Source organism: Streptomyces sp. NPDC045846, from assembly GCF_056431605.1.
This window is the reverse complement of sequence record NZ_JBWKKJ010000036.1, coordinates 1-26,072: the sequence shown is the minus strand read 5'-3', so window position 1 is coordinate 26,072 and position 26,072 is coordinate 1. Positions and strand designations below refer to the sequence as shown.

The window sequence follows — 26,072 nt, the reverse complement described above, 5'->3', positions numbered from 1 at the left end:
CCACGTTATGCAGACCTGCCGCCCGCGAACCGTCCGGCGTTGCGCCGGACCGGACGGTGGCCGGACCTCTGATCAGCGTCTCCGACGAACACCCCTGAGCCCGGTGAACACCACCCCCCAGGTCATCTCGGACAGGGGGACCAAGTCATGCCGGGCCCAGAGGCCAGCGGCCCCGTTGCGGAGCCATGGAGAACATAACGGGGGGGGCAGGAAGGGGCGGGGCTCGGCGCAGCGCGGCCGCCGAGAGGGGGACCGGGCTGCCGTGCTGCGCCGAGGTCTGATCCGTTCTCCGCCTCGTTACGGGCGTGGGCGTGGGGCCCAGCTCATCGGACGGAGGACGGACATGTCATGGATGGTCGCGAGCGTGGTGGCTTCATCGACTTCGTCCTGGTGCGTGGCCGCCCTACCGAGCCGAGCCGGATGGCTCTTCCGGGGCCGGAGGCTGTTCGGTGTCCGTGTCTGTCTGGGGCTTCTGGGGCTCCTCGGTCTTGAGGGCCGTCCAGTCCGGGTCGGGCGGCTGCATGGCGAACATGGTGGTCTCCTCGGGAAGTTGGGGTGCATCGGTGGGCGGGGTGCGTGTGCCGAGCAGGCCGAACTGGCGGGCCCGGGTCATGAGGTGTGGTTTGTTGCGCGCGTCGAGGCTGAGTCGCAGCACACGGGCTCGCTCGCGGGCCCAGTTCTTCGGTTTGCCGAGCTCAGACGCGATTTCTCGGTAGCAGTAGCCCAGGGAGATGAGCTGGAGCACCTGCTGGTCAATCCCGGCGACGGCGACCGTCGAGTCGAGCCGGTCCGGGCCGGCTATCTGCTCCGTCTCGTACGCGCGATGGACCAGCTGCGCCGCCGTTCCTGCTCCGAGCTTCTTCCGTGCCGCCCGAAGGTGTGTCTTCACGGTGTACTCCGTGAGGCCGCACTTGGTGGCGATCGAGACGGCCGACGCACCGAGCGCGACGTACAGCACCATCTCCCCCTGGCGGTCCGACAGCGTCACCGGTGCGGCGGCCGAAGCTCCGGCGTTCACGCCGCGCCTGCCGCTCGGGTCAGGTCGTCGACGCAGACCGGGCGCACACCGTGACTGAGGCACCACTTCCGAATCTCCCGCTGAGTCTCTCTGCGCACCGCATCGGGCGGGCGCCGCGCGCCCGATGCCTGGATCAGTTCGTCGAGTGAGATCAGGACGAGGATCTGGATGCTGCTCGCGGCCACCAGGCGCGCGATCCGTTGCCAGCCCGGCCGATCCCAGAGCGGCCAGTCCCTCAGTCCCTTGTCGTGGTGGTAGTGGTCAAGGCTGCCGCCGAGCAGCGCGGCAGCGCCCTGGAGCTGGCCCAGTACGGTGAGCGGGTCGCCTCGCTCAGGCAGGCAGGTGTAGGCCGCCGCGGCGCTGCCACCTGTCACCGGCTCCCGCGGGCAGTGCTCGCGGAGTTCACGCACCACCGCCTCCAGGCCGCCGATGAAGAGATGGCTCGGCCATTGGGGCCGGCGAGGCTGCATGAGCAGCCACGAGTGGGCCGTCTCCACCGCACGACGCGCTCCGGACGACTGGGGCTCCGGACCGATGATGTCGAGCAGCTGGTGGATCTCCGACCGCAGATCGTCGACCTGCTCCGGTGGTAGCCGCAGGGCACGCAGCCCCTGGGCGAGCCGCGCCATGGTGTCCGTCTCACTGGAGTAACCGGGTAACGAGGTGCTCTTGGCGTGCTGGTTCACCGTGCCGTCTCCTTCGGTGAGAGGAAGGCCCAGGCCCACTTGCCCGGCGCATGGTCCCGGTCCCGGTAGCCCCACTCGTCGGCGGTGCGACCGATCAGACGGAGTCCGCGGCCGTTTTCGGCATCGAGGTTGATCGGCGCCATGCCCTGCGGTCGAGGTGCACTGTCGGCGACTTCGATCTGCACACCCGTGGCCGTGCGCAGGATCCGGACGCCGATGTCGATGCCGCCACCGTGTTGCAGGGCATTGGTCAGCATCTCCGTGAGCACGGTGTCGACGCTGTCCTCCAGAGCCCGGAGGTCCCAGAGATTAAGGAAGGCTCGGGAGATCCGCCGGAAGCGCCCGGGCCATGCCAGGTCCTCGGCGGACAGCGGCTCCCCTGGGCTCGCAGACCTGGCGAACCACTGCTCACCACCGCACTGCACGTGCTCGCTGCCAACGCCTATGCGCGCAGGAAGCGGCCTCGTGGCGGCTGGCGCGCAGCGGGTGGTGAGGACCATGGCGTGGTGTCCTTCGCAGATCAGGGGGCGCGATGTCGTTCGTCCTTCGGTGCGAAGGACCAAGATTGGAGGCATCGCCATCCGTACTTGCTCTGGCTCAACTAGCCTGCTGCACGCTCTAGTTAACATTCAAGCGAAAGTGCATGGGAGCGCAGATTGGCACATGCCTGGCGGTGGACAGGGGGTGTTGCACGAAGGACAGGGCGTGCCAGACTCCGGACAGACGTCCTCATCTGGAGGACAGGACCCTTGATCGACCGGACAGGGGACCTGATCTGGCGGACAGGCACCTAGATCTGACGGACACGCACAAATAGGGGAGACAGGTGGCTGCACGTAAGGGCCCGACGTACCTTCGGGTCATGCTCGGCAAGGAACTCCAGGCTCTGCGGGAAGCGAAGAAACGGGAAGCCGAGCAAGCGGACGACGACGACCTCGATGCGGGCAGTGAGGTGCCAGGGGTCAGGTTCACTGCTGAGGCCGTCTCTTTGGCGCTCGGCTTCTCGCGGTCCAAGCTGAGCCGGGTCGAAGCCGGCGAGATCCCCCTGCCGAAGCTGGCAGACCTGGAAGCGCTGATGGACCACTACTCAGTGTCGGACCCAGACAATCGCGCGGATCTACTCCAGATACAGCGTGACTCCCTGAAGACAGACCCCATCACGACGTATCGGAACGTGCTGCCTTCCGGAATGCCGCGATACCTGGGCTTGGAGCGAGACTCAGTTGCCATCCAGGGCTACGAGAAGGGGGCAGTGCACGGACTTTTGCAGCATGAGGACTACGCCCGAGCCCAGATGGGGTCCGCCAAGGTTGTTGAGGAAAGGACCACCGCAGCTGTCGAGAGCGGCGTCCAGGCTCGAATGGAACGGAAGACGCTGCTGGAGACCAGCGAGCGCGCTGTCCACATCATCCTGACCGAAGGCACACTCCGCACTCTCGTGGGTACCCCCGAGACGATGCGCACCCAGTACGCAGAGATCATCCGGCTCTGCGGTCAGGACAATGTAGAAGTACAGATCATCCCGGATGGGATGCCCGACATCTACCGCGCTGGCTTCAACTTCACCGTGCTGAGGTTCGAAGAACTGGACCCAGTGGTCCAGAGTGACGGGCACAGGTCGACCACGATGTGGTCGAAGCCGTCGGACGTCCAACAGTTCGACAGGCAGTTCCAAGAGATGGCCAAGGCGGCGCCTGGACCGAACCAGACTCCGCAATTCCTGCACGACCTCGAAAAGAAACTGTGGAAATGACCCGACACATGCACCGTTGCCCTTCCACCGACCTCGCCCCTGAGGAGGCCTGGCAGAAGTCGTCCTACAGCTCACAAGACGGCGGTAACTGCATCGAAATTGCTCCCCTCATCGCGGGCGTCGGTATCCGTGACTCCAAGGACAAGGCTGGCCCCGCGCTCGTCGTCAGCGAGACGACGTGGCACGCGTTTATCAGGCCGATGCGCTCCGGCGAGCTCGGCAGCTGAGTCGCTAGCGAGACTGTGCTCCGCCCCCAGCCGAATTGGGGGCGGAGCACTGCTGCGTCACACAATGACTCATGGGTCTGACAGTCGCCAGAAGGCCACTCCCTTCACGTGTCTGGCTGTCTCAGCCGATACGAATTCTCTGGCGGCCGTCCCGTACCGTGACCTGGTAGACGGCGTCGGCGTACGCAGGCCACGGCCCATCGGCCATCGGCCACCCGAGGTCGGCGAACGACCGATCGGCGCTTCGCTGCCCCCGAACCTTCATGAACGCCACGCCCGTGACGAGACGGCCCTGCCCGCCGCCGAGTCCGTCGGCGACGAGGCGGAGCAGCCCGTCGTGGCCGAAGGGCCCGAAGAGCGGGGCGACGATGACGGCGCCGGGCGCGGCCTGGTCGAGCCAGGCCTGCGGGATCTCCCGGACGGCGGCCGTGGAGATGATCCTCGTGTACGGCCCGCGGGCCGGGTATCCGGCCTCACCGTCGCCCGCCACGACCGTCGGGTGGATTCCGAGGTCGGCGAGCGCCTGGCGGGCGCGGTCGGCAAGCTGCATGTCAATCTCGATGCTCACCAGGTTCTCGGGGCGTACACGGTGGGCCAGGAGTGCGGTGCTGTACCCGGAGCCGGTGCCGATCTCCAACGCGATGTCGTCGGGGCCGGGGTCGAGGTGGTGGAGCATGTCGACGACGACCGCCGAGCAGGACACGGCGCTGGTGAAGGGCTCGCCCGTCGGGCCGTCCTCGGGCCGTACCGCGCCGTCGGCGACTTGCGTGATGAGGGAGGCGCGGGGCCGGTAGACGCCCTTGAGCCAGGCCCGCGGGCGTTCGTGACGGTTAATCACGTGATGCAGCCCGTCTCCGCGCGGCGTCGGCCACCACACCAGGTCCGGCACGAAGTGCTCGCGCGGCACCCGAAGGAAGGCCGCGCGCAGCCAAGGCCGGTCATTGAAATGCCCGACCGTCCGGCCGTCGAGCTCGGCCGCGCACGCGGCCCGCAGCTCGACCGCCAGGCTCGCCAGCTCCGCCTCGCCGGGAGGAGCCTCAGTCATCGTCGGGTTCCGGCTCCGGGTCCGGCATCGGGTTCCCGGGATCGCCCGGACTCGACGAGTCCCCGCCCACCTGTCCGTCATGATCACCGCGGCTTCCGCCCATGATGCCTCCAGAGGTCATCGGATCGCGCGCACCCACGATGCGCGGGCTTCACCGCCAGATGACCAGTAACTACGCCTGCCTGCAAGCGACTTGCAGGATCTGCACGCGCCGTATACGCCCACCCGGATCGGCTATTACGGTGGGCTGGCCATAGAGCTGGGCACCGGGAGGGGCAGCGACGATGAGCAGCGTCGATCCGTTGTGGAGATCTGCTCAGGCGCGCGCCCCGGTCGCGGATCAGCACCCCGGGGGGGCTCATCACGATGGGGCGTCAGGCCCGGCGCTGGCGCCAGTGCGATTTAGGCAGCCGGATCGGCTGTTCCGCCTCCGCCGTCTCCCGGCTGGAGAAGCGCGTGAGCCGTGCGGACCTGTCTCTCGTCCGCGCGGCCGCGACTGCCGTCGGAGTCCCAACGCCCTTACTCGCAGCGTCTCTCGGGCTTTGCACGATCTCAGCCACTACAGTTGTGACGGTCGTCACACATCACCAGGAGGACCCGGTGCGCCGTCGCACACTGCTCGCCGCTGCCGGGCTCGCGGGCCCCGTCAGCCTGCTGGCTGGCCTCGACTCCGCGCTCGCCAGCGTCCCCGATCCCACCGGGTCCACGGTGCCCCTGGACGTCCGGCTCGCTCAGGCCCGCGGCTACTTCGACGCCGGGCAGCACGCCGCTCTCCTCAAGGCCTTGACCGGCCTGCTAGCCGATGCGCACTACGCTGCCCGCAGCCGTCACGAAATCGAGCTCGCCCGCCTGTCCTCCGCCTACAGCCTTGCCGCGCAGGTCCTGGTGAAAGTCGGCCGCCACGATCAGGGCCGGCTGACGGCCGACCGCGCGACGGTGTACGCCGAATGGTCCGGCTCTCCGCTGGTCGCCGCTGCGGCCGCCCGCGAGATGTCCATCGTGCTGCGCCACCAGGACCACGCGGCCGCCGCCGAGCGGCACATCGCGGATGCCGTCGCCCGAGTGGAGGCCACCGGCCTGAAAACCGATGCGCAGGCCTCGGCCTACACGCAGATGCTCTGCACCCAGTCCTACACCGCGGCGAAGGCCGGCGACCGGGCCCAGGCGCTCACCATGATCCGTGAGGCGACCCGGGCCGCCCGCGTCCTGCCCCCGCGGGCGCCCGCGGGACGTCTGTTCCCGATCACGCCGCCGGCCGTCGACCTGTACGCGGTCGGCGTGCACTGGGCTCTCGGCGATCCTGGCGCGGCTCTGGAAGCGGGCCGCGACCTACACGAGGGTCAGTTCGCCACAGCAGAGCGCAAGGGCCGCATGCATACCGACCTTGCCCGCGTGTGGTGGATGCAAGACCGCCCCGAGCAAACGGCTGCCGAACTGCTCGCTGCGATTCGGGTGTCACCCGCCGAGGTGCGCGAGCGCCCCGCGATCCGGCTCGTGGTCGCCGACTTGGATCGGCGGCACGGACGCGCTGCCGGAGTCCGCGAACTGGTCGCGGCCGTCGGCGTGCCAGCCTGACGCGGCACGAGCCCGGCGAACGGCATCACACAGCAGGAGGCCGCATCGATCGCAGACGGTCGGCGACCTCATGCACGTCGACCCGGACAAGCCGGATATCCGTGATCAGGTCCCGCCACGGCTCGTACACGATCGCGACCGTCGCGCCGGAGGCTTCCAGGTACGCGATCGCGATCCCGTACGCGAAGAACTTGGAGTAGTCGGGGAGGGGCCGGAGCAGCACCAGCGTGTGCAGCAGCGCGGCCGCCCATCAGTAAGGATCGGGGACATCCACGTCCAGGCTGGGCGTATTTACACGATGGCGGGCGACAGCCGCGACCAGAGCGGAATGGTCCGGCACCGACACGTCGCGGAACAGCGTCTCCTGGCGCTCCAGCAGCCAGCGCACATCGACGTGCAGCTCCACCCGGATTCACGCGGCCCGGGTAGCCGCAGACTGCTGCGAGCCAAAATCCCGCGCGAACGCTTCCCGAATCCCGGGCACCGAGGTGACCCGGTCGAAGGCCGCGGCCGCCTTGGCGAGTGCAGCATCGTGCTCCGCGTGGTCGAGGAGGGCGGCCAGGTAGGTACCGAGGGGCTGATCTCCGGCCAGGGCGGCAAGCCGCGCGGCGGTCTCGGCATCGACCTCGATCTGGGTGCTATCGGCCATACCCCGAGTATCTACCCGCCGACGGCGCCCCGGGAAGCGTTCACCGAAGTCCGCCCCCACGCACGGAGTAACAGATTCGGGCCCCGCCCCGTCTGAAGGCGTGCTGACACCGAACACGTTCACGAGGAGCACCCTTGAGCACCCCGCCCGCCACCACCCTGCCGCCGCTCACCGTCCCCGGCTACGGCCTGCCGCCGACGGCCATGCCCGGCCGGGTCAAAGCGATGCGCGTCGACCTGTTCATCCTCGGCGGCCTCCACATCATCGGCGGGGCGCTGCCGCTGTTCGGCGCGGTCCTCCTCAGCGCCTTCGGGGAGAGCGACAGAGGCTCGCGAATTGAGAGCGTGATGGATGACACCTTGGATTCCCCGCGTAGTCGATCACCTCAATGGGACGGGCCCCAGCGGCACATCCCCGGCCCGGCCGGCTTGGCTCCGAGGCCGCTCCGCCGGTCACGTGCAAGCGCGTGATTTTGTGGGGTTGAAGGAGCGGATCGGGCGGTTGAGCCCCGCCATGGCCTGTTGCGGGATGTGCAGCGTGGGTCTCGCGTGGCAGGGTGGACGGATCTTCGGGCAGCCGGGGCGCCGAAGCGAGCAGCATGTCGGGCATAGGGGGAGGGGACGCGGGTGGCCGCGACTCAGCTGACTCGGACCCACCGCATCCTGATCGGGGTGGTGGTCGCGGGTGCCGTGGTGATCGCCGGGATCGGTTTCGCGGGTTCGTACGCCGCGGTCCGCGAACTCGCGCTGCACAAGGGCTTCGGGAACTTCTCCTACGTCTTCCCGATCGGCGTGGACGCGGGCATCTGTGTGCTGCTCGCCCTCGACCTGCTGCTGACCTGGATGCGCATCCCCTTCCCGCTCCTGCGCCAGACCGCCTGGCTGCTCACGGCCGCCACGATCGCCTTCAACGGCGCCGCCGCCTGGCCCGACCCGCTCGGCGTCGGCATGCACGCCGTCATCCCGGTCCTGTTCGTCGTCTCCGTCGAAGCGGCCCGCCACGCGGTGGGCCGCATCGCCGACATCACCGCCGACAAACACATGGAAGGCGTCCGGGTCTCGCGCTGGCTGCTGGCGCCCCTCCCGACATTCCGTCTGTGGCGGAAGATGAAGTTGTGGGAGCTGCGCTCCTACGAGCAGGTCATCAAGCTCGAACAGGACCGCCTCGTCTACCGCGCCCGCCTCCAGGCCGTCTACGGCCGCGCCTGGCGCCGCAAAGCACCCGTCGAATCCCTCATGCCCCTGCGCCTGGCCAAGTTCGGCGTGCCGCTCGCCGAGACCGCCCCCGCCGGCCTCGCCGCCGCCGGCATGGACCCGGTCCTCCTGCCGCCCCCGCCGACGGCCGTCGCCCTTGAACGTACGGATGCGCCCGTTGCTCCAGCGGGGTTGGAGGACGAGTCCGGCCCGTACGGGGATGAAGGGGCAGCGTCTGCTCCCGAGCGTCCTGCTGAGACGGCGCCCGTGGGGGAGAGGGAGGGACCAAAGCAGCAGGTGGACTTCGCTGGCGCCGTCCGTGATTTCACGGCGCGGTTCGGCTACGTGCCGGATGCGAGCCAGCTCGGCTGGTTCCTCACCGAGGCCTACGGCATCACGGATCCCACCACGGGCGGCCCGCTGCCCGCCGCCGTGTTGGCGCCCTTCGTGGCGGCGCCGGAACAGGCCGCGGTGCCGGAGGCACCCGCAGCTGAGGAAGCCGCCCCGACAGCTGACACGCACCCATTCTTTGGTACACCGCGGCGCACGCCGGACCCGGCCGATCAGGCCCCGGCTGCCGAACCGGCCACAGGACCTGGGGCCGTGCCCGCTCCGCCTCCCTCGACCACCTCGCCTTCACAGCCCGAAGAAGCGCACGAGACGGTCAACGAAACCACTCCCGGCGGAGCACAGCCCCGCCCGGAGGAGCAGCCCACGGGCGATGAGGGAACGGCGCAGGAGAGCGGAGGGCAGCAGCGCATGGCTGCGGACCGGACGCTGACCGTCGTGGACCGGTACTTCCTCGCCTGGGAGGGTTACCTCGCCGAGAAGGGCCAGGAGCCCACCGCCCCGCAGCTCTCCCGGCACCTTGCCGCACTGGGCATCCTGAACCGGAACGGATCCCCAGTCGCCCCGGCCACGCTGCGCCGCTATCTGCTGGAGTTCCGCATCTACGCTGTGTGGGCCGAGCAGCGCGAGAGGCACGACGAACCCGCTGTTTCTGCGGTGCTGGAGGAACTCGCCCGGCGCGGCATCACCGGCCAGTACAACCGGCCCCTGGAAGCGGCGACGGTAGAGGAGTTCCTCCCCAACTTCCGCCGTCGCTACCAGGTGTTCTCCCTCGACATGAGCAACTCGGCCCACTGAGGGGCGATCCGGCCCATGCGCACGCCGATGCGCCGTTCGTTGCGCGGCTGCGCAATGCTGCGCGCCGTGTGATCGGTGAACTGCGCAGTCCGGTCCGGTGCGCACCCTAGGGTTGAAGGCAGCCGACCGGCGGTGTCGCCCCGTCACTGGCGGCCGGTCGTCGGACGCGGTGCGCACAGCGTTGGACGACGGGGACAAGGGAGGGAAGCGACGTGAGGGTCTGGCGTGTCGATGAGGGCGCACAGTTGACGGCGCTGGATCTGGCAGCCGGTGATGCCGGTGGGCAGTCTGCGCAGATCCGCAGCGCGGTGGGTGGGAGCGCCGAGGCGGCCTACTACCACCGTGCCGCGGTGCTGCACGTTCCCTCGGCCGGCAGCGTGGACGGGCTTGAGCCGAACCTGGCTGTGTGGGCCTTGGCGTGCGGCTGGCGGCAGATGGACCTGCCTTACCTGCTGTACGGGCCGATTGTGATCACCGGGCCCTACGACACGGACGGCGCTGCGGTGGGCGAGCTGTCCGACCGGCTCACGGCACAGGTGCGCACGGTGTGCGACACGGTGAGGAAAACCGTGAGCGGCTGGCGCACCCGGCGGCCCGACTCGAACGAGGCAGCCTTGGCCGAGCTCTTGGCCTACACCCGCCGTGACCTGCGTGCCGAGACCTGACTGCGCGCCGCGCACTGGTGCGGTGCGCAAGGCATCGAGGGGCAAGAACCCCGGGCCTGGGCACTACGTCAGTTGCTTCAGCGGGTGCGCCGAGCCGCAAATCCGTGACTACAGCGTTGGGTTCGCCGACGGACGGGTGCTTCGCCGAGGTGGGCGCTCGGCGATCATCGCGCGATGATCGCCGCCAGGGTGCCGCAGATGAGGAAGGGTCCGTAGGGGATCGCGGTTTTCGCGTGGGCTCTGCGCAGTGCTATCAGGCCCAGTCCGAAGAGAGCGGCGAGGAGTTGGCCGGCGAGGGCGCCGAGGACGACGGCGGGCCAGCCGTACCAGCCGAGCATGGCTCCGAGTGCGACGGCGAGTTTCACGTCGCCGAACCCCAGACTCCTTGGACTGATCAGGAAAAGACCGAAGTACCCGCCGCCCAGTGCGAGAGCACCGCACACCGCGGCCGGCCAGGATCCGCCCGCGTGGGGGAGGAGTGCTGCGGCGCCGAGTAGGAGCAGTGTGGCCGGGGTGAGGGGAAGGGTCAGGGCGTCGGGCAGGCGGTGGACGGTGGTGTCGATCCAGGCGAGCAGTACCAGGACCGGCGTCAGGAGCAGCCAGACAGCTAGGTCGGGCCAAGGCGCCGTCGTAGAGGCCAGCACGCCGCACGCCAGGGCAGTGGCCGCAGCTGCGGCCGAGGCGGGAGGCCCGTACCAGCGGCGGGCGCGCGAAGCGGCCAGGTCCGCGGTGGCGCACGACGTGCAGCGCGGCAGTGCGAGCCAGGCCCGCGCGGGGTGCCCGGCCGGACACTGGGTCCGCCGGGCCTCACCCGCGGGAACGGCCAACTGGTACACGGCACGCGGCAGGAGCAGCCCGGCCAGGGCTCCGTAGACGACGGCCAACGTCACGAGCATGCACACCCCCCGGGCTGCTCCTGCCGCGCACCGACAACCCAGCCACTGACCCGACGGGCCGCGCAGCCGCCCGGGCCATCAACGCCCTGGCCCTGCAGAGGCGGCACCGTGTGCACCTCCCAGACCAACACCCCCTGCGACGGCGCACGGCCGTTGGCCGTCGTCAGTGTGCCTGCCTGCGGACGACCGACCTTCCCGGCTGTCCTAGAAGCCCTGCGCACGCTGCCCCACTCCCAAGAGGTTGTCGATGAGGTGTTCGGTCTCGGGGTCGAGGGGGCAGTGGTTGTCGCGGCTGATCTGTTGGATGCGGGTGGCGGCGGTGGTCAGGCCGGGGCGGTTTCCGGCGGCGTCTTCAACCTGGAGCCAGTCGCGGTAGATGATCTCTGCGGTGGGGTCTGCTTCGAGTGCGGTGGCGATGGCCTTGCGTGCGGCGGTCAGGTCGTGGAAGGGGCCGGGGGTCATACGCCACGTGATGATCGTGTGGGCCACATCGACGATCCGAGTGATCATTTCCTGTTGGTGGGGCAGGGCCCAGGGTGGGGGGCTGGTGCCGAAGGGTGTGCCGCGGACCAGGCCGAGCGCAGTCTCGAGCTCTGCGATGGCGGTGGGGCCTTGGGTGAGGGCGTGTTCGGCATGGTGCTGGAACGCGGTCCAGTCGCACCGCACCCGCGGGGAGAGATGGTAGGGGTCCTCGCGGGTGGTGCGGCGGGGGACGTAGGAGTTGCCGTGCGGGTCGTCGCCGAGGCTGCGGCGCAGATCGCCGAGCCGGGAGTCGAGGGTCTTCTTCGACCACGGATTGAGCGGGTCCATGTCCGCGCACAGAGTCTCGGCGCTGCGGCCCGGCCTGAAGTAGAGCAGCGCGGCGAGCTGCGCGATCCGTGGCCCGTGACCCGACCCGTCGAGGCCGGGTACCCGGACCGGGCCGAGCACGCTGATCTGCGGGGCGTCCAGGTCCTCATCGTGAGCCCTTGCACCGCCTGCGACTTGAGCGGCAGCCGCGGCGGGGGAGACTGGCTCGGGTGCGCCGCTCTCGACGTCGGATGGCATGCCGACGTCCTCCACGGAGGGCGAGGTTGAGGAGGCAGGCGTGAGCGGGAGGCCGGAGGGACTGGTACTCGCGGTGATCAGCGCCGGGAAGGCCCCCAACCCTGATGAGCCATCGCCAGCGCCCGAACCGCGACTCTGACCCTCAACTGTAGCTTTAGGCGCAGGGCTGTCTTCCCCGGTTTCACCCTCGGCCGGGTGGTCGGCAGCCGACGACGCCTCGATGGGTTTGCCGACGTGTTCGCGGGGGGTGTTGTGCCAGGGGTCTTGGGCGGGGTGGGGTGGTTGGCCGGAGGTGCGGAGTTCGGCTGCGATCTGCTGGAACGCCGCCTTTTCCAGGCGTTGTAGACGGAGGGCGAGACCGGGTTCCTCGAGGTCTTGGAGTTCGTTGGAGGAGGCGTCGAGGATGAGGGCGTCGGGGAAGTGGCGGCCGAGGGTGGTGGCCGCGGCGACCAGGATTACTGGCAGGTCGCGGGCTTTGTCGATGGTTTCGGCGAGGTGCCAGGCGGTGTCGTCGTCCAGCTCGGCGGCACTCAGCAGGAGGTAGGGCTGGTCGGTTTGTTCGGGTTGTTGGTGGGTGGTGAGCATCCAGTCGGCGAGGTCGCGTACGGCGTGGGCGGGCTCTCGTTTGTGCGCGATCCGCGAGGTGGGGAGCAGTTGGGGCAGTTCGTCGCCGAAGCCGAGGGTGACGATTTCCAGGTGCTGGGCCCAAGGGCTCATGCCGAGTTCCAGCGCGATGGAGGTGCACACTTCCCGGATGTGCTCGACGCCACCGTCCAGGAGGAGGATGCGGGTGTGGGCCAGGTTGATTAGCACCACGCTGCCGTCCTCGGTGGCACCGATCGTGGTCAGCGCCGGGAACGGGGCGGGCGCGGCCGCAAGTTCTTGAGCATTCAGCAGGGTGGGGGTGGAGGGAAGGGCCCACCAGCCGTCCTCTGCCTCCTCGAACGGTGGTTGAGGTTCGGTGTTGTCTTCACCTGGCAGGAGCTCGAGGGTGTGCTGGTTGAGCCGGGCGGCCCGGATCACGGGGAGGGGCCGCTGGTCGGTCTGGGCGTGGTGGGCCAGGGTGCGCAGGGCGACGTCGAGTTCATCGACCAGGGTGGGCTCGGCGGCCTCGGAAAGCTGGGCTGCGGCCGGAGATGTTTCCTCGGCGATGGCGATGGTTTCGCCGGGTGCGCGGCGGCGGCGCTGCAGGATGCGGCGCAGCGTGAGGGCACCCGTGATGGCAGCGGCCAGCAGCGCGAACGCTCCTACAGCTGTGGCGAGTTGGACCCCGGCCCCGGTCTGTTCGTCAGGGGCTGTCGCCGGCGGGGAGGCAGTGGTGGGAGGCGGAGTGTTGGCGTGGCTGGGGGAGGGCGTGGCTGGTGCGGAGGCAGGGGCTGAGGCAGAGGCGGAGGGGCCAGGCTGCCGACTCGGTGTCGTGTCGGGTGCTGGAGGGGTTGCTGGCGGGGTGTGTGGGCGAGGGGTTTCCTGCGGTGGTGGGGGTGCCGGTGGCGTGGGGGTGGGGTGGTCTGTGTCGGGCGGTTGGGTCTGTGCGGGGTGGTGGGGTGCGGGGTGGGCAGGTGTGGGGAGGGTGAGGGTCCAGCCGATGTCGAGGTGGTCGGGGTCGGTGAGGCGGCCGCCGGTGGGTTGGGGCTTGTTCTGGTTCGCTTCGAAGATCTCCTGGTAGCGGGTGCCGTCGTGCCACTCGCGTTCGGCGATGGTCCAGAGGTTGTCTCCGGGATGGACGGTGACGTGCCGTGCGGGGGCGGTCGCCCCACCGCCCGCGCCCGGCGTGGGTGTGGGGTGGAGGAGGGGCAGGTCGGTGGGCAGTTGCAGGGTCCAGCCGGGTTGGATGGGGGCGTTGGTGCGGAACACGGTGCCGTCGGTCATGGTGTGGCCCTCGTTGGCGGCGGCGATTTTGGTGTAGAGCTGGCCGTGGCCGGTGAGGTGTTCGGCGATGGACCACAGGCTTTCGGCGGGGCGTGTCTGGCGCACGGTGTAGGTGTGCTGGGCTGCGGGTGCCTGGGGGGTGCCGTGGGCTGGGGCGGTGGAGGCCGCCGACTGGTCGGCCTGTGCGGTGGTCGTGGGCGTGGCCTGGTCGGGGAGTTGGGCGGCGGTGACGGTGTGTGCGGTGGCCGGGGCGGCCAGGGCCGTACTGGTGGGCAGGAGCACCAGGATGCTGCCCACCAGGGTGGCGGCGGCGCGTTGGCTGAGGCCCAGCCCGGGCAGGCGGGGGGCGCTGACCCCGCGTAGCCGGGCTGGGATTTCCACGAGCACGGATACGGCGAAGGACAGCCAGCCCATCCAGCCGATGGCCGCGACGAACAGCAGCGCCACGCTGGTGGTGTCGGTGCGGGTGAACAGATGGCTCAGTCCGTCCAGGCCACCGGGCAGCAGCGCGGCAGTGGCCTGCCACAGCAGCCAGGGCAGGCCCGCGAGGAGGGCCGCCAGCGCGAGGAGCGCGGCCAGGGCGCGCAGGACGCCGGGCAGCGTGTGTGGGTGGCGGGCGGCGGGGCGGGGGAGGGCCATGAGCAGTCCCTATCGGTCTGGTTGGGTGATGCCGTGGAGTAGGACGGCGGTGCTGGTGGCGTGCACGGTGAACGTCTGAGGCCAGAACACGGCGTGGTAGCGGCTGGTGATGGTGACTGTCACGGTGTGCCCGCGGTCGGTGACCTGGACGGTGCCGGTGACGCCGGTGCGGGCGAGGTAGAGGCGGGCGGCAGTCGAGGCGTCGGCGGGGTTGGTGACGAAGGCTGTGCCGGGGATGGCCTGGGCGGGGTCGATGGCCTGCTGGGCGGCGCGCGCGGCCTCCACGGAGAGGTCGTCGGCGTGCTGTTTGGCGCGCAGGAGCCCGAACGCGTCGACGGTCAGCAGCCCACACAACAGCAGCAGGGGCCCGATGATGAGGGCGGCGAAGACCGGGATGGCGCCGCGGTCATCCCACCGCGATGCCGGGCCCGGCCTGACGCACGGCAGAGGCGGGCTCATCCGCGAGCCCAAGGGGCCATGGGTTCGTCCAATGGGTTGGAACCCGGCGGGCGGGGGGTGTCAGGCAGGACCACACGACCGGGGCCAGTTCCGGGAGAATCATCGAGTTTCCTGCGCAGCCAGCGGTGTTGCTTGCTCATTGGTTTCTCCCGCGGTAGGCGTCGACGATGGAGGTGAAGGTGGAGGTGACGGTGCGTACGCCGGGGCCGGCGCCGATGAGGACGAGGTCGCCGATGGGTACGGTGCAGGAGACGGTGACGGTCACGGTGGACACCTGCCCGACCGGTACGGCCAGGCCCTCCACCTGGGCGTCGATGCTGGTGTGGCGGCAGACCTGGCCGCTGGAGGCGAGCGCGTCGGCGGCCGCGGCCCTGGCATCCGCCCTTGCGGTGGCGGGTGTTCGGGCGAGGGAGGCGGCGCGGGCGGCGGCCTGGGCGGCGGCGTCCGTTTTCTGCCCGGCCAGGGACAGGCGGGCCCCGGCCACGAACAGCAGCACGAGCACGATCACGACCGGCACGATGAGGGCGGCCTCGACGGCGACGCTGCCTGCATCCGCCGGCCGCTGCGTCCGGGTGGCTGGGGGCATCAGGGGGCTCCCGTCGTGGTCCACCGTTCGACGGGCCCGGACACGACGGCCTGCACGTGGATGCCGGACAGGCCGGGAATCATCGAGAGGGCTTGGGCGTCGACGCGGACCCGCAACTGCTCGCGGGTGCTGCCGTCGGTGGACACGCGCCGGTTGGTGAGCAGGCTGGATCCCACCTCGTCCAGGACGCGCTGCGCCTTGCCGGCACCGTCGCCTGGGGTGGCTCCGTAGAGGCGTCCGGCGGCTGCGCCGGACCGGGCGGAGCTGTAGGCGACGTTACGGGCATACGCCCACAGGATGCCCTGCAGCAGGACGAGGATCAGGATGATCACGAAGGGGTAGAGGACGGCCATCTGGATCGGGTTCGAGCCCCGGTCATCGTCTTGGGGTCGGCGGGGCGGGTTCACTTGCCGTCGAGGTTGACGTTGTCGACCTTGGTGGATGCCTTGGTGCCGAGCGCGGCCAGGGCGGCGACGATACTCAGCGCGATCCCGATGCCCGCGACCCACAGCAGCACGGTCACCACGGGATTGTCACCGCGCTCACCACGCTCACGCATCTCCCGGCAGGCCTCGGTGCAGTGTGCGCGCACCGTGCCGGCCAGCAGTGACACGGCGATGCCAGCCTTCAAGTAGGTGTCCTTCACGGCTTGTTCTCCTTACGCAATGGGGGATCGACGGGGTATGAGGTGGCCTGGCCGTCATGACAGCGCGAACAGTTTCAGGACCACGGGGAAGCCGAGCAGGCACGTGATCAGGACACACATCACGGCGCCGGGGATGTGCATCTTCTCGCTGTCGGCGTTCGCCCTGGCCACGGCCGCGGACAGCTGCTCGGCGCGGGTGCTTTTGGCGCGGGCGCGGACGGGGGCGTAGATGGAGGCGCCGTCCTGGCCGGACATCTGGGCGAAGTCCGCGACGTCGCGCAGCACCGGAATCTTCAGCCGGGTGCCGAGGTCTTCGAGGACCTGCCAGGGCGAGGTCTTCTCCATCCGGGCCCGCAGCAGGGCTTCCTGCAGACGCAGGAACGACCAGCTGGCGCCAACCCGCGCGGCGTCTTCCAGGGCCTGGTCGACGGCGATGTTCGAGGCCAGGCGCAGAGCGACGAGCTCGAGGTAGACGGTGACGGCGTGGGTGAACTCCTCCCGGGCCCGCCCCGCATCGCGGCGCACCATCAGGTCGGGCACCCACCACAGCACGACCGCCGCCCCAACGCCCGCCACCGCGGGCACGAACAGGGGCAGCGTGATGCCGAGCACGATCCAGGCCGCGCTCAGTACGGACGGCAGGACCAGCCCGACGAAGGCGAGCAGCACCTTGTTCAGCAGGAACTGCTCGACGGGCTGGTTCAGCAGATCCAGGTCCGCCCTCGGGAGCGGTGCCGGAATCCGGGCCACCAGCCACGCGCCCACCATGCTCTCCGCGCGCTGTTCGGGCAGGGCGGAGGTCCCGGCCGTAGAGGCGGGCGGGCTGAGCCGTTTGAGGGCCGGGCCCAATTTGGGCGGAGCTGGGGCGAGTTCGTGGACCATTTGACACGCTGCTGGCTCGGTGGTCCGCTGCGGGCCCGGTCGCTTATGTGGAGGCCGAATACTTCGGGGGAGTCGGCGAGCAGCGAGCCGCTGTCTGGGCTGACGGTGCCCTGACCGTGGGGCCGCTGGATGAGCCGACGAAGAAGCGATTCTCCCGGACAGTCAGCCCCATCTTCCAGGCCTTGCAGCGACTGGGCGCCCGAAGAGGCCTGGGAGAGGACGAGTTCGAGGCCGTGAGGCTCGGGCGTCATCGTACCCAAGACGGGATCTCCAAGGCCTGGTAGTGCTGTGACCGGGGAAGTCCGCCGGGTTCAGCCGGGCGGGATGATCGCGTCATACCTGTCGCTGAGTGCGATGAGCCTCTTGTGGACGTGCGGCGCGCGAAATTGTTGCTGATCGATACGCGTGAGGATGGTTCGACAGATGCTTCGCCTACCTGAGGGAAAGCGTGGTGGGAGGGCTGGTAAAGGCCCAGGCGGTACTGCGCAGCCAGGCCGCCAGAAAAGGTTCTCAGCATACCCGGCCGGGGCGGCGGCCGCCGTCGTGCGCACCGTGCTGGTCACGGCGCCGGGACAGCCGCCGCCTTCGCCGTCGGCGACGGCATGGCCGCCACAGCCAGGGCGAGGGCCCGCACTCGAGCGCGGCCCACCCGCAGCGGCCGAGCCGGGCCTGACGGCGCATCCGGGCAAGGCCCACCCCCGCGGCCATCGGCGGCGCCTCGCCGCCCGAGGCCCCAGTCGCAGAAGACGTGTGCAACTCCCAGGTGGAAGCCATGTGTTGCTGCCTGGACGCAACCCGTCAGCCCCGACCGATTCGCCGACCGCACAGCCCCCTCCACGATCACGAAGCGGCCACAAAACCATGGAGGGGGCTGTGGAGGGGCCCCTCCCCAGCCCCCTCCATGCCCCCAGCCCCCTCCACCGCCGTCCCCCAGTCCGGCGGCCGTGCCAAGGCCGGTCCCGACTGCGCGGCGCCCCGGACACCTCGGCAGTGCGCACGCGGCCCGAGCCCGGTGAACCGAAGGCATCAGCGCACCGGAGCGCAGCACGCGTACGGGCACGACCGCCCCCAGCGGAGAACGTTGGGCCAGACTGGCTGCGCACCGCGCACCGCGGTCCGGCGGATCGGAGGCGGCCGAGACGACCGTGGCGCTCACCTCATGGCTGTGCACCGCCCGGGCTGATCCGCCACCGAGGAGCGAGCCAGATCCGCTGTCCCGTACCAGCCGAAAGCGTCATTCCGTAGTCGGGGAGCCGGCCCCAGCCGTACGACGACCATGACCCGCGCTCGCGTTGCCCGCGCAGCGGCGTGAACGCCACCGCGTCGACGAACCGGCCCGATGCCCCGCCGGCCTCCACCGCAGTAGCGCATCGGTGCCGAACGCAGTCACCACCGGCACCACCAGCACCCCGCCCGCGACCAGTTGGGCGGGCCCCGCGGCGGGCACGTGACACACGCTGCCGGTCGCGATGATTCCGCCGTACGGCGCGCCCGCCCTGGGCCCCGCCTCACCGCCCCCGATGATCACGTCGGCCTGCCAACCGCCGTCGGCGAGAAGCCGGCGAGCCTGAACGCGATGGCCTCGTCGATATCCATCGCGCAGAGCTGGACGGCCGCTCCGAGCCACACCCGCAGCACCGCGCTCCTGTAGCCGTAGCCGGTGCCGATCTCAGTACCGCCCCCTCCACCCGGCCGCGCACGCCCAGCATCCATACCACGACCGACGGACACGACAACGAGGAGGTAAACGCTCCCTTCGCGGGCCCCGTTCGCTCCACCGGCCCCGTCGTCGAGCTGCGTGATCAAAGCGGTGTCCGGGCTGTACACCCGCCGTGCCCACTCCACCGGCTCCCTCTGACGGCCCAGCAGCCGCCACCGGCCCCGAGACGTCGTGCTCCGGCAGCCACATCCGGTCGGGAACGAAGTGCTCTCGGAGCACCGCCTCGAATGCCGTGCGCAGCCCGGCGCGCCGTCGCAGTACGCGCGGGCGGCGATCGCCTCGGCGCACGCGCGGCGCAGTGCAGTGAAGTCGGGGGCGGTCACGGCAGCTCCAGGCCGCCCGTGGACGGGGGCGACGGGTCGTCCTCGCGGTGGCCGTTATCGACGGCTGCTGGGGCGTGGGGAACTGGAGTCTCTGTGGTCTGGGCTGGAACGTCACCGGATCGTGACGCCGGGTGGGGCCATCCGGTCGGAGTTCCGGTCGGAGGCTGCGAGTGGACTCCGGACATGGACCATGAACACCACGCCCTGCCCTTCGCCCTGGACGCCAGTGCCACACCGCGCCCGCACTCCGGTCGCGTGAACTCCCCTCACAAAGCTGCGGCTCCGGCGGGAGGCTCACGGTGAGCGGCTATGGGGCGGGCCTCCGGCGCGGCGCAAGGGCGGGCGACCGCTTCACGCAGATCTCCCACGCCCTCTTCCGTGATCCGAGGATCAGCTTCAGGGCCGAGGGACTGTTCGGACTGATCTCCACCCACCGAGACGGATGGCGGGTCACGGTGGCCGAGCTCGCGAAGTGCTGCGCGGACGGGCGGGACGCGATCAACAGCGGTCTCAAGGAGCGGGAGAAGTACAGCTACTTGGTCCGGGAACGTGCGCGGAACCATGACGGGACACTAGGTGAGGCCGTCTACGCCGTCGCCGACGTGCCCGCCCATCTCTGCGACCTGCTCGGCAACGATGCTCCCGGCGCCGCGTTGCCACAAACACGCAGGTCGCAGCCAATGACGGGTTTTCCAGTACTGGATGACCCTGCACTGGAGAATCCGGAGCCAAAGAAGACCAAGAGAAAGAAGACCAACAAGCAGAAGACCAACCCCGTCCATCCGTCCGTCCGTACCGCGCCCGCGCGAAAACGACAGCCTGCCGCCAGCACCCCTTACACCGACCGGGGCACCGGAGCGGATCGAGGCCACGGCGGGCGTGCGGCTGCTGCTGGCCTTCGGGATGCAGCACCCGGAACTGCTGCTGACCGGAGGCGCGCTCCACGACCAGGGGCAGATCGCCACTGCCCTGTTGGAGAACGCCTGGAGCGCCGAGCAGCTCGAGCACGTCATCACCGGCCGCCCGCTGCCCCGGCCCGTCCGCACGTCGGTTGCCGCGATCACCGCCGCCCGGCTCCGCGCTGCCCAGAGCAGCCCGCCACCTGGTCCGGCCGTTCGCACCCTCGCGCCCCCTGAGCCGGCCTCCGTGCGGCCGCGGGGCACGGGTGCTGCCCTGGCCGTCGGCCGCTGCCATCGGACTCGGCCTCCTCGACGCCCTCGGCCTCTACGACCAGGTCGCCGCCAGGGTGAAGGCAGGCGAAGAGCTCCACCCCACGCAGGACCAGGTCGTGACCGACGCCCTGCTGAACGGATCCACAGCACCGATCCGAAACGCGAAGGGCAAGGAGCTCAAGCCGCAGTTCCTCCCCGACCAGCTCGCCGACTGGCTCGGCCTGACCCCCGCCACCGAAGGCCGCGCCGCCCGGCTTCTGTTCCCGACCGTCACCCGGACGCCACACCAGCCATCCTCGACAGCGGCAAGCAGCTCGGCGCCGCGGACTTCCTCAACGCCATAACCGAGGACCGCTACCCCGACGTGTTCGAGCTGCTCCCCGTCGGCATCGACCGGGACGCCGACCGTGTCGCTTCCCGACCTGGGGCTGGAACGACCCTGCAACTCCCGCGCGGTGACGTCCTGGCTGGACCCGTCCGTGCGGGACCAGCGCGGGCGCTCCACCTCAGAGGAGAGCCCGCCCGCCCCCTTTGCCCCCTGCCGGGGCACTGCTCGTTCACGCATGCTGGGCCCCGGCAGGGGGCACCCGTTGGACCGATGAAGGAGCCCGGTGTGACCACCACCGCAACCCAGCACGAAGCGTTCCCCCTCACGCCGCCCGGCGGCCGACTGCCGCACAACACCGAAAAACCCTCGGGGCCACAGACACGCCCCTGGGCACTGCGCTTCGCCCGTGTCCCGGACTCGACCGGCGCCGTCACCGTTCCGGCGGCGTTCTACGACACCGAGCGTCAGGTGAACGTGTCGCACGATGGCGGCCTGCTTACATGCATGGCCAACACCCATTCCCCGACGGTCCCGGACGGTTCCGTTTCGAACCCGCCGCCGCTGGACGAGGGGCCGAAGGACTGATGAGCGCACCCGTCCTGGTGATCACCGCCGACGACGACTGGCCGACCGATCGCATCGTGAGCGAGTTGACCAGTCGCGGGGTGGAGGTGTTCCGCATGGACACCGCCGACTTTCCCAGCCGGTTGTCCCTGGCCTCCCGGATCGACCAGCGGCACGCCTGGACGGGTGAACTGGCCACCGAGCACCGCACGGTGGATCTGTCCCGGGTCGGCGCGGTCCTGTACCGCGCGCCCGGGGCGTTCCGGTTCCCACCAGGCATGACCGGCCCCGAGGAACGGTTCGCCGCAGCCCAGGCCCGCGCCGGTCTCGGCGGCGTCCTGTCCGCTCTCGACTGCCGATGGGTCAACCACCCCACCGCGATGGCACGCGCCGAGTACAAGCCTGTCCAGCTCGATGCGGCCCGCGCATGTGGGCTGCTCATCCCTCCCACACTGATCACGAACCGGCCCGATGCGGTGCGGGAGTTCGCCGCGCAGAGCACCGGGCCGCTTGTCTGCAAGCCGGTCGCCTCCCCGGTCCTGATCGAAGACGGCCAGCTCAAAACCGTTTACACAAGGCGCCTGACACCGCAGGACCTCGCCGATCTCCGCGGCATCGAAACGACCGCCCACCTGTTTCAGGCGTGGGTCGACAAGATCCACGAGGTGCGGCTGACCTTCATCGGGGGCCGCATGTTCGCCGCCGCGATCCACGCCGGAAGTGATGCGGCCCGGGAGGACTGGCGCAGCGACTACGGCGCTCTCACCTACACCACAACCATCGCTCCTGACCAGGTCGCGGCCGGCATGACGCGCCTGATGGACCGCTTGAATTTGCGGTACGGGGCGGCCGATTTGGCCGTCGACCCCGCCGGGCGGTGGTGGTTCCTGGAAGTGAACCCGTGCGGGCAATGGGACTGGATCGAGGGCGCAACCGGACTCCCCATCACCCAGGCTCTCGCCGACGACCTGCAAGGAGTGACCCCCTGATGGACTGGGAACAGCACGCCGCCGCCCTCGCACGAGCAGTCTCGTACCCGGAATCCGACTGGTACCGGCCGGTGGCGCAGACTCCCCGGCACCTGTTCGTGCCGCGCTGGTTCGAGCCGGGCCCCACGGGCTGGACCGTCGCCGACGGAGCCGCCGACACCGCAGCATGGGCACGGGCCGCATACACGGACCGGACACTTGTGACCCGCGTCGGCGCCAGCCACGCCGATCATGCGATCCCCAACGAGCCGGTCACCGGACGCCCCACCTCGTCCTCGACCCACCCCGGACTCGTCGTGCAGATGCTCAGGCACGGGCGTCTTTATGCCGGGTGCCGCTTCCTGGACGTGGCCACCGGGTCCGGCTACAGCGCCGCCCTGGCAAGCCGCAGGGTCGGCGACCACAACGTCACGACCATCGACGTGGACGCCTACCTCACCGACGCCGCCGCCACCCGCCTCGACCGCATCGGCCTGCACCCCCGCGTGGTCACCTCGGACGCAGGCGGACGCCTGCCCGGCGACTTCGACCGCATCGTGTCCATGGTGTCCATGCCCCGAATCCCCGCATCGTGGCTCGCAGCCCTACGGCCCGGCGGCCGTCTGGTCACCACCATCGCCGGTACCGGGCTGATCCTCACCGCTGACAAGACCGACGACGGCGGCGCGACCGGCCGCACCGAATGGGACCGGGCGGCATTCATGGCCACACGGACGAATGACGACTACCCGCCGATGCATGACGACCTGTTCACCTCCGTCCGCGACCGTGACAGCGACGACGTCACCGAGAGCGCGTTCCCGGCCCTGGACATCATGCAGGCATGGGAGGTCTGGTCGATGCTGTCGCTGACAGCGCCCGGGATCGAGCACCGCACGCAGAACGATGACGACGGCGGCCGGACGGTGTGGATGTTGCACGCCGACGGCTCCTGGGCCAGGGCCCGCACCAAGCCGGGAGAACGCAGCGCGACCGTGCACCAGGGCGGACCGAGGCGCTTGTGGGACAAGCTCGAAGCGATCCGCTGGAGATGGCTTGAGCACGGCGAACTGCCCGTCTACGGAGCCCGGGTCAGCATCACCCCGGACGGCGTGACCACGCTCGCCCGGGACGGATGGACCATCACCCTCTGACCGGCCCGGCCGCCGGGGTTTCGCCGGTGCACCCAACCCGGGCAGACTGGACAGGCGACACCGAAGGGGAAGACGCACCCATGGATGACGAACCGCTCGACGAATGGGCCGCGCGCCGAGACGACCGCCGGCCGAACCCCGGCGAACGCAGGGCTGTTCCCCTCGGCGAAGGACCCCAGCACGGCGCCCACGTCGACCCGGACACCCCGCGCGGGATCCTGGAATGGGACGGGCACCAGTGGGCCCCGAGCGGTGTAGCCGCCGACCGGCCTACGGCAGCGCACGACACCGACGCGCACACCGCAGCCGAACGCGTCGCCCTTCCACGCTTCAGCAAACTGCCCCCCGCCCAGGAGCCCTGGCGGCCGACAGAAGTCTTCCGCAAGCCCTGATCCCACACACGCCAACCCTCACGCCAACTCTGAGCTTGAACTGGTACATCACGTCGAGATCAATGGCCCTGCCGACGGTCCGCAGCACGTGCTGTTGGTGATCGATGCGCGAAATAGGCCGTCAGATGTCTGTCCGGAAAGCGCCAGGCCCCTCAGTGCTGGATGAGGGCCAACTCACGGGCCATGGCTGGTCGGCAATGGCCCGTGGCTGATGATGGCGCCGGTCGTCGCGGACACATGAACCCAGCCCGGACACAGGCAGGACACGGCACGGTGTCCCGGTGTCCGGCGCCGGACTGGTACGTGTCGCGAGCCATACCGGACATCATTGCTTCCGCGTGAAGATTGCTTGGGATTTTATTTGCCTCTCCCTTTCAGGGTCGGGAAGGTTGGGCTGCCAACGGGGAGCACGGGGAGGGGCTGGGTGGGCGACGACGGCAAGGTTCTGGAGTATCAAGGTCGCGGACGTGAAGCTCACCGCGCCCGTCTTTCATGAGCAGGCCACGAGCCTGAGTACGACGCTGACCAACCTCGTTCATGCCCTCGACGGATTCTGCGCGCTGTCCGGCCGGTTCAGTGCGCAGGTGGGCAGCGTGTGCGCCTCGGTGCGGGACACCTGTCGGGCTGGCGCACTCGGCGGCTGGCCTCGAACGCGGCGGTGCTGGAGGGTGCGGTGCAGCGTGGGGGCTGCGGTGATGGCGGCGGTTGGTAGTGCGTAGGCTCAGCCAGGGGTGTTGGCCGTTGTCGAGCTGGTCTGGGGCTGGCCATGGGTTCTGGAGGGGCCCCTCCAGAACCCATGGCCAGCGCTTGTAGCCACCTGATGACCGTGGAGAGAGCACACCGGCGGTCTGAAATGCTTGGTGTCGTAGGCGGCTGTGCGGGGTGTGGTGGGCTGGTGCGGCCGCGCGGTGCAGGTGGGGCTGGTGGCCGGGTGCGTAGCACGGATGTCACTTCCTTGTGCATCGGCGGGACTTGGGTTCTGCACAGAGCTGAGGTGTGCAAAGGCGCTACCTCATCGCCTGCCCGGATGCTTGCACCTGGGTAGGCGATGCGAGGCCTCTCACACGCTTTTCCATCCGGTCGGGGCATTGTGTGCAGCTCCCCAATGCCGCTGCCGTATGTGCTGCACCATCTGCTGCGGTATCTCTTGCACTATCTGCTGCACCCCGGCTCTGGTGGGTTGGGGTAAGCCGCTGGTCAGGCGGGATGGTTGGGCGTGGTGAGGGGTCAGGCATCCCCTTCTGCCCGACTCCCTGCGCCCGATGATGGAGAAAGGATGGGGTGGGGGCTTGGGTGTGCGGGTGCGGCGGGGATGGCCCGGCGGGGAGAGCGGGGCGCGCTCGGCCGGGGCCCTCGCTCGGGGCGGCCGCCGGGGTGGTCCTGTCCGGCTGTGAGGGCCGGATTCTGGTGGGAGACGGGCTGAGATGACGTACCAGGCCGGGACTTGGCCCTGCACCGGCCTGGTACAGGGGGGAGGAGTGGTCTGCTGTGCAGGCTGGCTGACAATGCCTCAGGTCCACTGACGTCCCGAGGGCACGTGTCATCGGTCAGCGGAACTGAGCAGCCGTCGCGCTGCTGGCCTGGTGTTGCGCCCTGGTTGAACGAGGCGCGGGTCTGGTGGCTCACTGAATCCGCGCAGAGCCCGGGACACGCGAGCGTCTGGCCTGCGGAGTTCCCAACTCCGGGCAATGTTGCGCAGGTTGGTTGAGTACTACGCGGTTTCAGCGACCCGCGACAGCCGGCGAGGGATGCCCTCTGCGGCACCCATCTCGATCCAGAGACCCTACATCCTGCATCAAGAGTGATGCAGGATGTCAACCAGGCAGGCACACGGTGTCGTGGTGGCGGCGTTCAGGTCTGTTGCTTGTCCGCGGGAGGGGGCTCATCCGCGGGAGGGGGTGGGACTGGTTTCTTGTATCGCTGGCGGAGCCAGATGACGGCTCCTGCCACGAGGGGCGGGCCGAGGATGACTGCTTTGACCGCGGCCTTTGATGCGAGCCAGGCGAGGCCCCAGTAGTGCCATCCGAAGAAGTGCCAGACGGCCGCCCAGGCAAGCCCGGCGATGCTTATGGCCAGGACAACAGTCAGGATGGTTTTGCTGCGGGTCCGTAAGGCTGCTGGCCTGTTGGAGTCATCGGTCATGTGGTTGAGCATAGGGAACGCGGTCAAGACCACCCCCCACCCCTTCCTGTAGCCGGCTTGGCCCGCGGAGCGGGCCTGAGGGCTTGGAGGCGAAGCCGGAAAGCCCAGGCGGGGGAGCGCAGCGAGCCCGCCCGGCCGAGCAGCGCGAGGCCAAGTCCCAAGCGAAGCGCGGGACTTCACGGCCCGCAGGGCCAGCCGAGCAAAGCGAGGCAACTGCATTGCGCAGCAATGCAGTTCACCGGAGTGAGCGCAGCGAACCCGGTGCCCGCCCCGCGAAGCGGGGCGGTTCCCTGCTCAGCGCGCAGCGCTGAGGGACCCGCTCCGCGGG

28 protein-coding genes are annotated in these 26,072 nt (G+C 69.8%); 11 read left to right on the top strand and 17 right to left on the bottom strand.

The genetic code is table 11. The annotated features are described in order from the left end of the window. Nucleotides 1–403 precede the first annotated feature (403 nt). Genes AC07F3_RS41450 through AC07F3_RS41440 form a run of 3 tightly spaced genes read right to left on the bottom strand, consistent with a single transcriptional unit; the run spans nt 404 to nt 2,204 of the window. Nucleotides 404–1,018, bottom strand: a complete 615-nt coding sequence (locus AC07F3_RS41450) for a helix-turn-helix domain-containing protein (protein WP_479120241.1) — start codon at nt 1,016–1,018, stop codon at nt 404–406. After that, nucleotides 1,015–1,704, bottom strand: coding sequence for a recombinase family protein (locus AC07F3_RS41445; RefSeq protein ID WP_479120240.1), 690 nt, complete (start codon nt 1,702–1,704; stop codon nt 1,015–1,017). The genes AC07F3_RS41450 and AC07F3_RS41445 overlap by 4 nt, the downstream gene beginning before the upstream one ends. Further along, complete coding sequence (locus tag AC07F3_RS41440; protein WP_479120239.1) at nt 1,701–2,204, bottom strand: ATP-binding protein; 504 nt, start codon at nt 2,202–2,204, stop codon at nt 1,701–1,703. Before AC07F3_RS41440 ends, AC07F3_RS41445 begins: the two co-directional genes overlap by 4 nt. Before the next feature lie 362 nt (nt 2,205–2,566). Between AC07F3_RS41440 and AC07F3_RS41435 the strand changes: the two genes are divergently transcribed. Further along, the gene (locus AC07F3_RS41435; RefSeq protein WP_479120237.1) at nt 2,567–3,457 is read left to right on the top strand and encodes a helix-turn-helix domain-containing protein; all 891 of its coding nucleotides are present in this window, start codon (nt 2,567–2,569) and stop codon (nt 3,455–3,457) included. Then, entirely contained in the window at nt 3,454–3,684 is a 231-nt protein-coding gene (locus AC07F3_RS41430) for a DUF397 domain-containing protein (protein WP_479120236.1), read from the top strand. Before AC07F3_RS41435 ends, AC07F3_RS41430 begins: the two co-directional genes overlap by 4 nt. Before the next feature lie 121 nt (nt 3,685–3,805). On the opposite strand, the gene AC07F3_RS41425 is transcribed toward AC07F3_RS41430, so the two are convergent. Continuing rightward, nucleotides 3,806–4,729 carry a methyltransferase domain-containing protein gene (locus AC07F3_RS41425; protein WP_479120235.1) on the bottom strand — a complete coding sequence of 308 codons (924 nt, stop codon included), beginning with the start codon at nt 4,727–4,729 and terminating at the stop codon, nt 3,806–3,808. A gap of 600 nt (nt 4,730–5,329) precedes the next feature. Here AC07F3_RS41425 and AC07F3_RS41420 point away from each other — a divergent pair. Then, nucleotides 5,330–6,304, top strand: a complete 975-nt coding sequence (locus tag AC07F3_RS41420; protein ID WP_479120234.1) for a transcriptional regulator — start codon at nt 5,330–5,332, stop codon at nt 6,302–6,304. 25 nt (nt 6,305–6,329) lie between these two features. Here the strand turns inward: AC07F3_RS41420 and AC07F3_RS41415 are convergent, their stop codons facing one another. From AC07F3_RS41415 to AC07F3_RS41405, 3 genes are read right to left on the bottom strand one after another with little or no spacing between them, the layout of a single operon-like run. Next, nucleotides 6,330–6,527, bottom strand: coding sequence for a hypothetical protein (locus AC07F3_RS41415; RefSeq protein ID WP_479120233.1), 198 nt, complete (start codon nt 6,525–6,527; stop codon nt 6,330–6,332). 27 nt (nt 6,528–6,554) lie between these two features. Next, nucleotides 6,555–6,710, bottom strand: a complete 156-nt coding sequence (locus AC07F3_RS41410) for a hypothetical protein (RefSeq protein WP_479120231.1) — start codon at nt 6,708–6,710, stop codon at nt 6,555–6,557. A gap of 6 nt (nt 6,711–6,716) precedes the next feature. Next, entirely contained in the window at nt 6,717–6,953 is a 237-nt protein-coding gene (locus tag AC07F3_RS41405) for an antitoxin MazE7 (RefSeq protein WP_479120230.1), read from the bottom strand. 134 nt (nt 6,954–7,087) lie between these two features. Here AC07F3_RS41405 and AC07F3_RS41400 point away from each other — a divergent pair, with 134 nt between their 5' ends. From AC07F3_RS41400 to AC07F3_RS41390, 3 genes are all read left to right on the top strand, one after another. Next, nucleotides 7,088–7,423 (top strand): hypothetical protein, encoded by a 336-nt coding sequence (locus tag AC07F3_RS41400; protein WP_479120229.1) that lies wholly within the window; start codon nt 7,088–7,090, stop codon nt 7,421–7,423. 156 nt (nt 7,424–7,579) lie between these two features. Next, nucleotides 7,580–9,292: a DUF2637 domain-containing protein gene (locus AC07F3_RS41395; protein WP_479120228.1), complete on the top strand. Its 1,713-nt coding sequence runs from the start codon at nt 7,580–7,582 to the stop codon at nt 9,290–9,292. 212 nt (nt 9,293–9,504) lie between these two features. Beyond that, nucleotides 9,505–9,957, top strand: a complete 453-nt coding sequence (locus AC07F3_RS41390; protein ID WP_479120226.1) for a hypothetical protein — start codon at nt 9,505–9,507, stop codon at nt 9,955–9,957. Between the two features lie 164 nt (nt 9,958–10,121). Here the strand turns inward: AC07F3_RS41390 and AC07F3_RS41385 are convergent, their stop codons facing one another. From AC07F3_RS41385 to AC07F3_RS41345, 9 genes are all read right to left on the bottom strand, one after another. Next, complete coding sequence (locus AC07F3_RS41385) at nt 10,122–10,853, bottom strand: prepilin peptidase (RefSeq protein WP_479120225.1); 732 nt, start codon at nt 10,851–10,853, stop codon at nt 10,122–10,124. 204 nt (nt 10,854–11,057) lie between these two features. Next, nucleotides 11,058–14,408 (bottom strand): LysM peptidoglycan-binding domain-containing protein, encoded by a 3,351-nt coding sequence (locus tag AC07F3_RS41380; RefSeq protein ID WP_479120223.1) that lies wholly within the window; start codon nt 14,406–14,408, stop codon nt 11,058–11,060. 9 nt (nt 14,409–14,417) lie between these two features. Further along, complete coding sequence (locus tag AC07F3_RS41375; RefSeq protein WP_479120221.1) at nt 14,418–14,867, bottom strand: hypothetical protein; 450 nt, start codon at nt 14,865–14,867, stop codon at nt 14,418–14,420. Between the two features lie 136 nt (nt 14,868–15,003). Beyond that, a complete protein-coding gene (locus tag AC07F3_RS41370) occupies nt 15,004–15,453 on the bottom strand; it encodes a TadE/TadG family type IV pilus assembly protein (RefSeq protein WP_479120219.1) in 450 nt (149 codons plus the stop codon). Then, on the bottom strand, nt 15,453–15,806 hold the full coding sequence (locus AC07F3_RS41365) for a pilus assembly protein (RefSeq protein ID WP_479120218.1): 354 nt from the start codon (nt 15,804–15,806) through the stop codon (nt 15,453–15,455). The genes AC07F3_RS41370 and AC07F3_RS41365 overlap by 1 nt, the downstream gene beginning before the upstream one ends. Before the next feature lie 50 nt (nt 15,807–15,856). Next, entirely contained in the window at nt 15,857–16,099 is a 243-nt protein-coding gene (locus AC07F3_RS41360) for a hypothetical protein (protein WP_479120216.1), read from the bottom strand. A gap of 54 nt (nt 16,100–16,153) precedes the next feature. Further along, nucleotides 16,154–16,981 carry a hypothetical protein gene (locus AC07F3_RS41355; RefSeq protein WP_479120215.1) on the bottom strand — a complete coding sequence of 276 codons (828 nt, stop codon included), beginning with the start codon at nt 16,979–16,981 and terminating at the stop codon, nt 16,154–16,156. A 1,234-nt stretch (nt 16,982–18,215) separates the two neighbouring features. Beyond that, nucleotides 18,216–18,509 carry a hypothetical protein gene (locus AC07F3_RS41350; RefSeq protein ID WP_479120213.1) on the bottom strand — a complete coding sequence of 98 codons (294 nt, stop codon included), beginning with the start codon at nt 18,507–18,509 and terminating at the stop codon, nt 18,216–18,218. After that, nucleotides 18,506–18,694, bottom strand: coding sequence for a hypothetical protein (locus AC07F3_RS41345; protein WP_479120211.1), 189 nt, complete (start codon nt 18,692–18,694; stop codon nt 18,506–18,508). Before AC07F3_RS41345 ends, AC07F3_RS41350 begins: the two co-directional genes overlap by 4 nt. A gap of 1,495 nt (nt 18,695–20,189) precedes the next feature. On the opposite strand from AC07F3_RS41345, the gene AC07F3_RS41340 reads away from it, so the two are divergent. The 5 genes from AC07F3_RS41340 to AC07F3_RS41320 all read left to right on the top strand — a co-directional run bounded on the left by AC07F3_RS41340 (nt 20,190) and on the right by AC07F3_RS41320 (nt 23,602). Continuing rightward, the gene (locus tag AC07F3_RS41340; RefSeq protein WP_479120210.1) at nt 20,190–20,540 is read left to right on the top strand and encodes a hypothetical protein; all 351 of its coding nucleotides are present in this window, start codon (nt 20,190–20,192) and stop codon (nt 20,538–20,540) included. 269 nt (nt 20,541–20,809) lie between these two features. Continuing rightward, nucleotides 20,810–21,109: a putative ATP-grasp-modified RiPP gene (gene tgmA, locus AC07F3_RS41335; protein ID WP_479120209.1), complete on the top strand. Its 300-nt coding sequence runs from the start codon at nt 20,810–20,812 to the stop codon at nt 21,107–21,109. After that, nucleotides 21,109–22,077: an ATP-grasp ribosomal peptide maturase gene (tgmB, locus tag AC07F3_RS41330; RefSeq protein WP_479120208.1), complete on the top strand. Its 969-nt coding sequence runs from the start codon at nt 21,109–21,111 to the stop codon at nt 22,075–22,077. Before tgmA ends, tgmB begins: the two co-directional genes overlap by 1 nt. Beyond that, the gene (locus AC07F3_RS41325) at nt 22,077–23,210 is read left to right on the top strand and encodes a methyltransferase domain-containing protein (protein ID WP_479120206.1); all 1,134 of its coding nucleotides are present in this window, start codon (nt 22,077–22,079) and stop codon (nt 23,208–23,210) included. Before tgmB ends, AC07F3_RS41325 begins: the two co-directional genes overlap by 1 nt. A gap of 80 nt (nt 23,211–23,290) precedes the next feature. After that, nucleotides 23,291–23,602: a DUF6087 family protein gene (locus AC07F3_RS41320; protein ID WP_479120204.1), complete on the top strand. Its 312-nt coding sequence runs from the start codon at nt 23,291–23,293 to the stop codon at nt 23,600–23,602. 1,851 nt (nt 23,603–25,453) lie between these two features. On the opposite strand, the gene AC07F3_RS41315 is transcribed toward AC07F3_RS41320, so the two are convergent. Continuing rightward, nucleotides 25,454–25,744, bottom strand: coding sequence for a hypothetical protein (locus tag AC07F3_RS41315; protein ID WP_479120203.1), 291 nt, complete (start codon nt 25,742–25,744; stop codon nt 25,454–25,456). Between the last annotated feature and the right edge of the window lie 328 nt (nt 25,745–26,072).

Excerpts from the sequence above, each read along its gene's own strand:
- AC07F3_RS41440 (WP_479120239.1), bottom strand. The coding sequence starts at position 2,204 with ATGGTCCTCACCACCCGCTGCGCGCCAGCCGCCACGAGGCCGCTTCCT.
- AC07F3_RS41435 (WP_479120237.1), top strand. The coding sequence starts at position 2,567 with ATGCTCGGCAAGGAACTCCAGGCTCTGCGGGAAGCGAAGAAACGGGAA.
- tgmB (WP_479120208.1), top strand. The coding sequence starts at position 21,109 with ATGAGCGCACCCGTCCTGGTGATCACCGCCGACGACGACTGGCCGACC.
- AC07F3_RS41345 (WP_479120211.1), bottom strand. The coding sequence starts at position 18,694 with ATGGATGCTGGGCGTGCGCGGCCGGGTGGAGGGGGCGGTACTGAGATC.
- AC07F3_RS41365 (WP_479120218.1), bottom strand. The coding sequence starts at position 15,806 with ATGGCCGTCCTCTACCCCTTCGTGATCATCCTGATCCTCGTCCTGCTG.
- AC07F3_RS41405 (WP_479120230.1), bottom strand. The coding sequence starts at position 6,953 with ATGGCCGATAGCACCCAGATCGAGGTCGATGCCGAGACCGCCGCGCGG.
- AC07F3_RS41430 (WP_479120236.1), top strand. The coding sequence starts at position 3,454 with ATGACCCGACACATGCACCGTTGCCCTTCCACCGACCTCGCCCCTGAG.
- AC07F3_RS41320 (WP_479120204.1), top strand. The coding sequence starts at position 23,291 with ATGGATGACGAACCGCTCGACGAATGGGCCGCGCGCCGAGACGACCGC.
- AC07F3_RS41325 (WP_479120206.1), top strand. The coding sequence starts at position 22,077 with ATGGACTGGGAACAGCACGCCGCCGCCCTCGCACGAGCAGTCTCGTAC.
- AC07F3_RS41385 (WP_479120225.1), bottom strand. The coding sequence starts at position 10,853 with ATGCTCGTGACGTTGGCCGTCGTCTACGGAGCCCTGGCCGGGCTGCTC.
- AC07F3_RS41355 (WP_479120215.1), bottom strand. The coding sequence starts at position 16,981 with ATGGTCCACGAACTCGCCCCAGCTCCGCCCAAATTGGGCCCGGCCCTC.
- AC07F3_RS41370 (WP_479120219.1), bottom strand. The coding sequence starts at position 15,453 with ATGCCCCCAGCCACCCGGACGCAGCGGCCGGCGGATGCAGGCAGCGTC.
- AC07F3_RS41315 (WP_479120203.1), bottom strand. The coding sequence starts at position 25,744 with ATGACCGATGACTCCAACAGGCCAGCAGCCTTACGGACCCGCAGCAAA.
- AC07F3_RS41375 (WP_479120221.1), bottom strand. The coding sequence starts at position 14,867 with ATGAGCCCGCCTCTGCCGTGCGTCAGGCCGGGCCCGGCATCGCGGTGG.
- AC07F3_RS41425 (WP_479120235.1), bottom strand. The coding sequence starts at position 4,729 with ATGACTGAGGCTCCTCCCGGCGAGGCGGAGCTGGCGAGCCTGGCGGTC.
- AC07F3_RS41380 (WP_479120223.1), bottom strand. The coding sequence starts at position 14,408 with ATGGCCCTCCCCCGCCCCGCCGCCCGCCACCCACACACGCTGCCCGGC.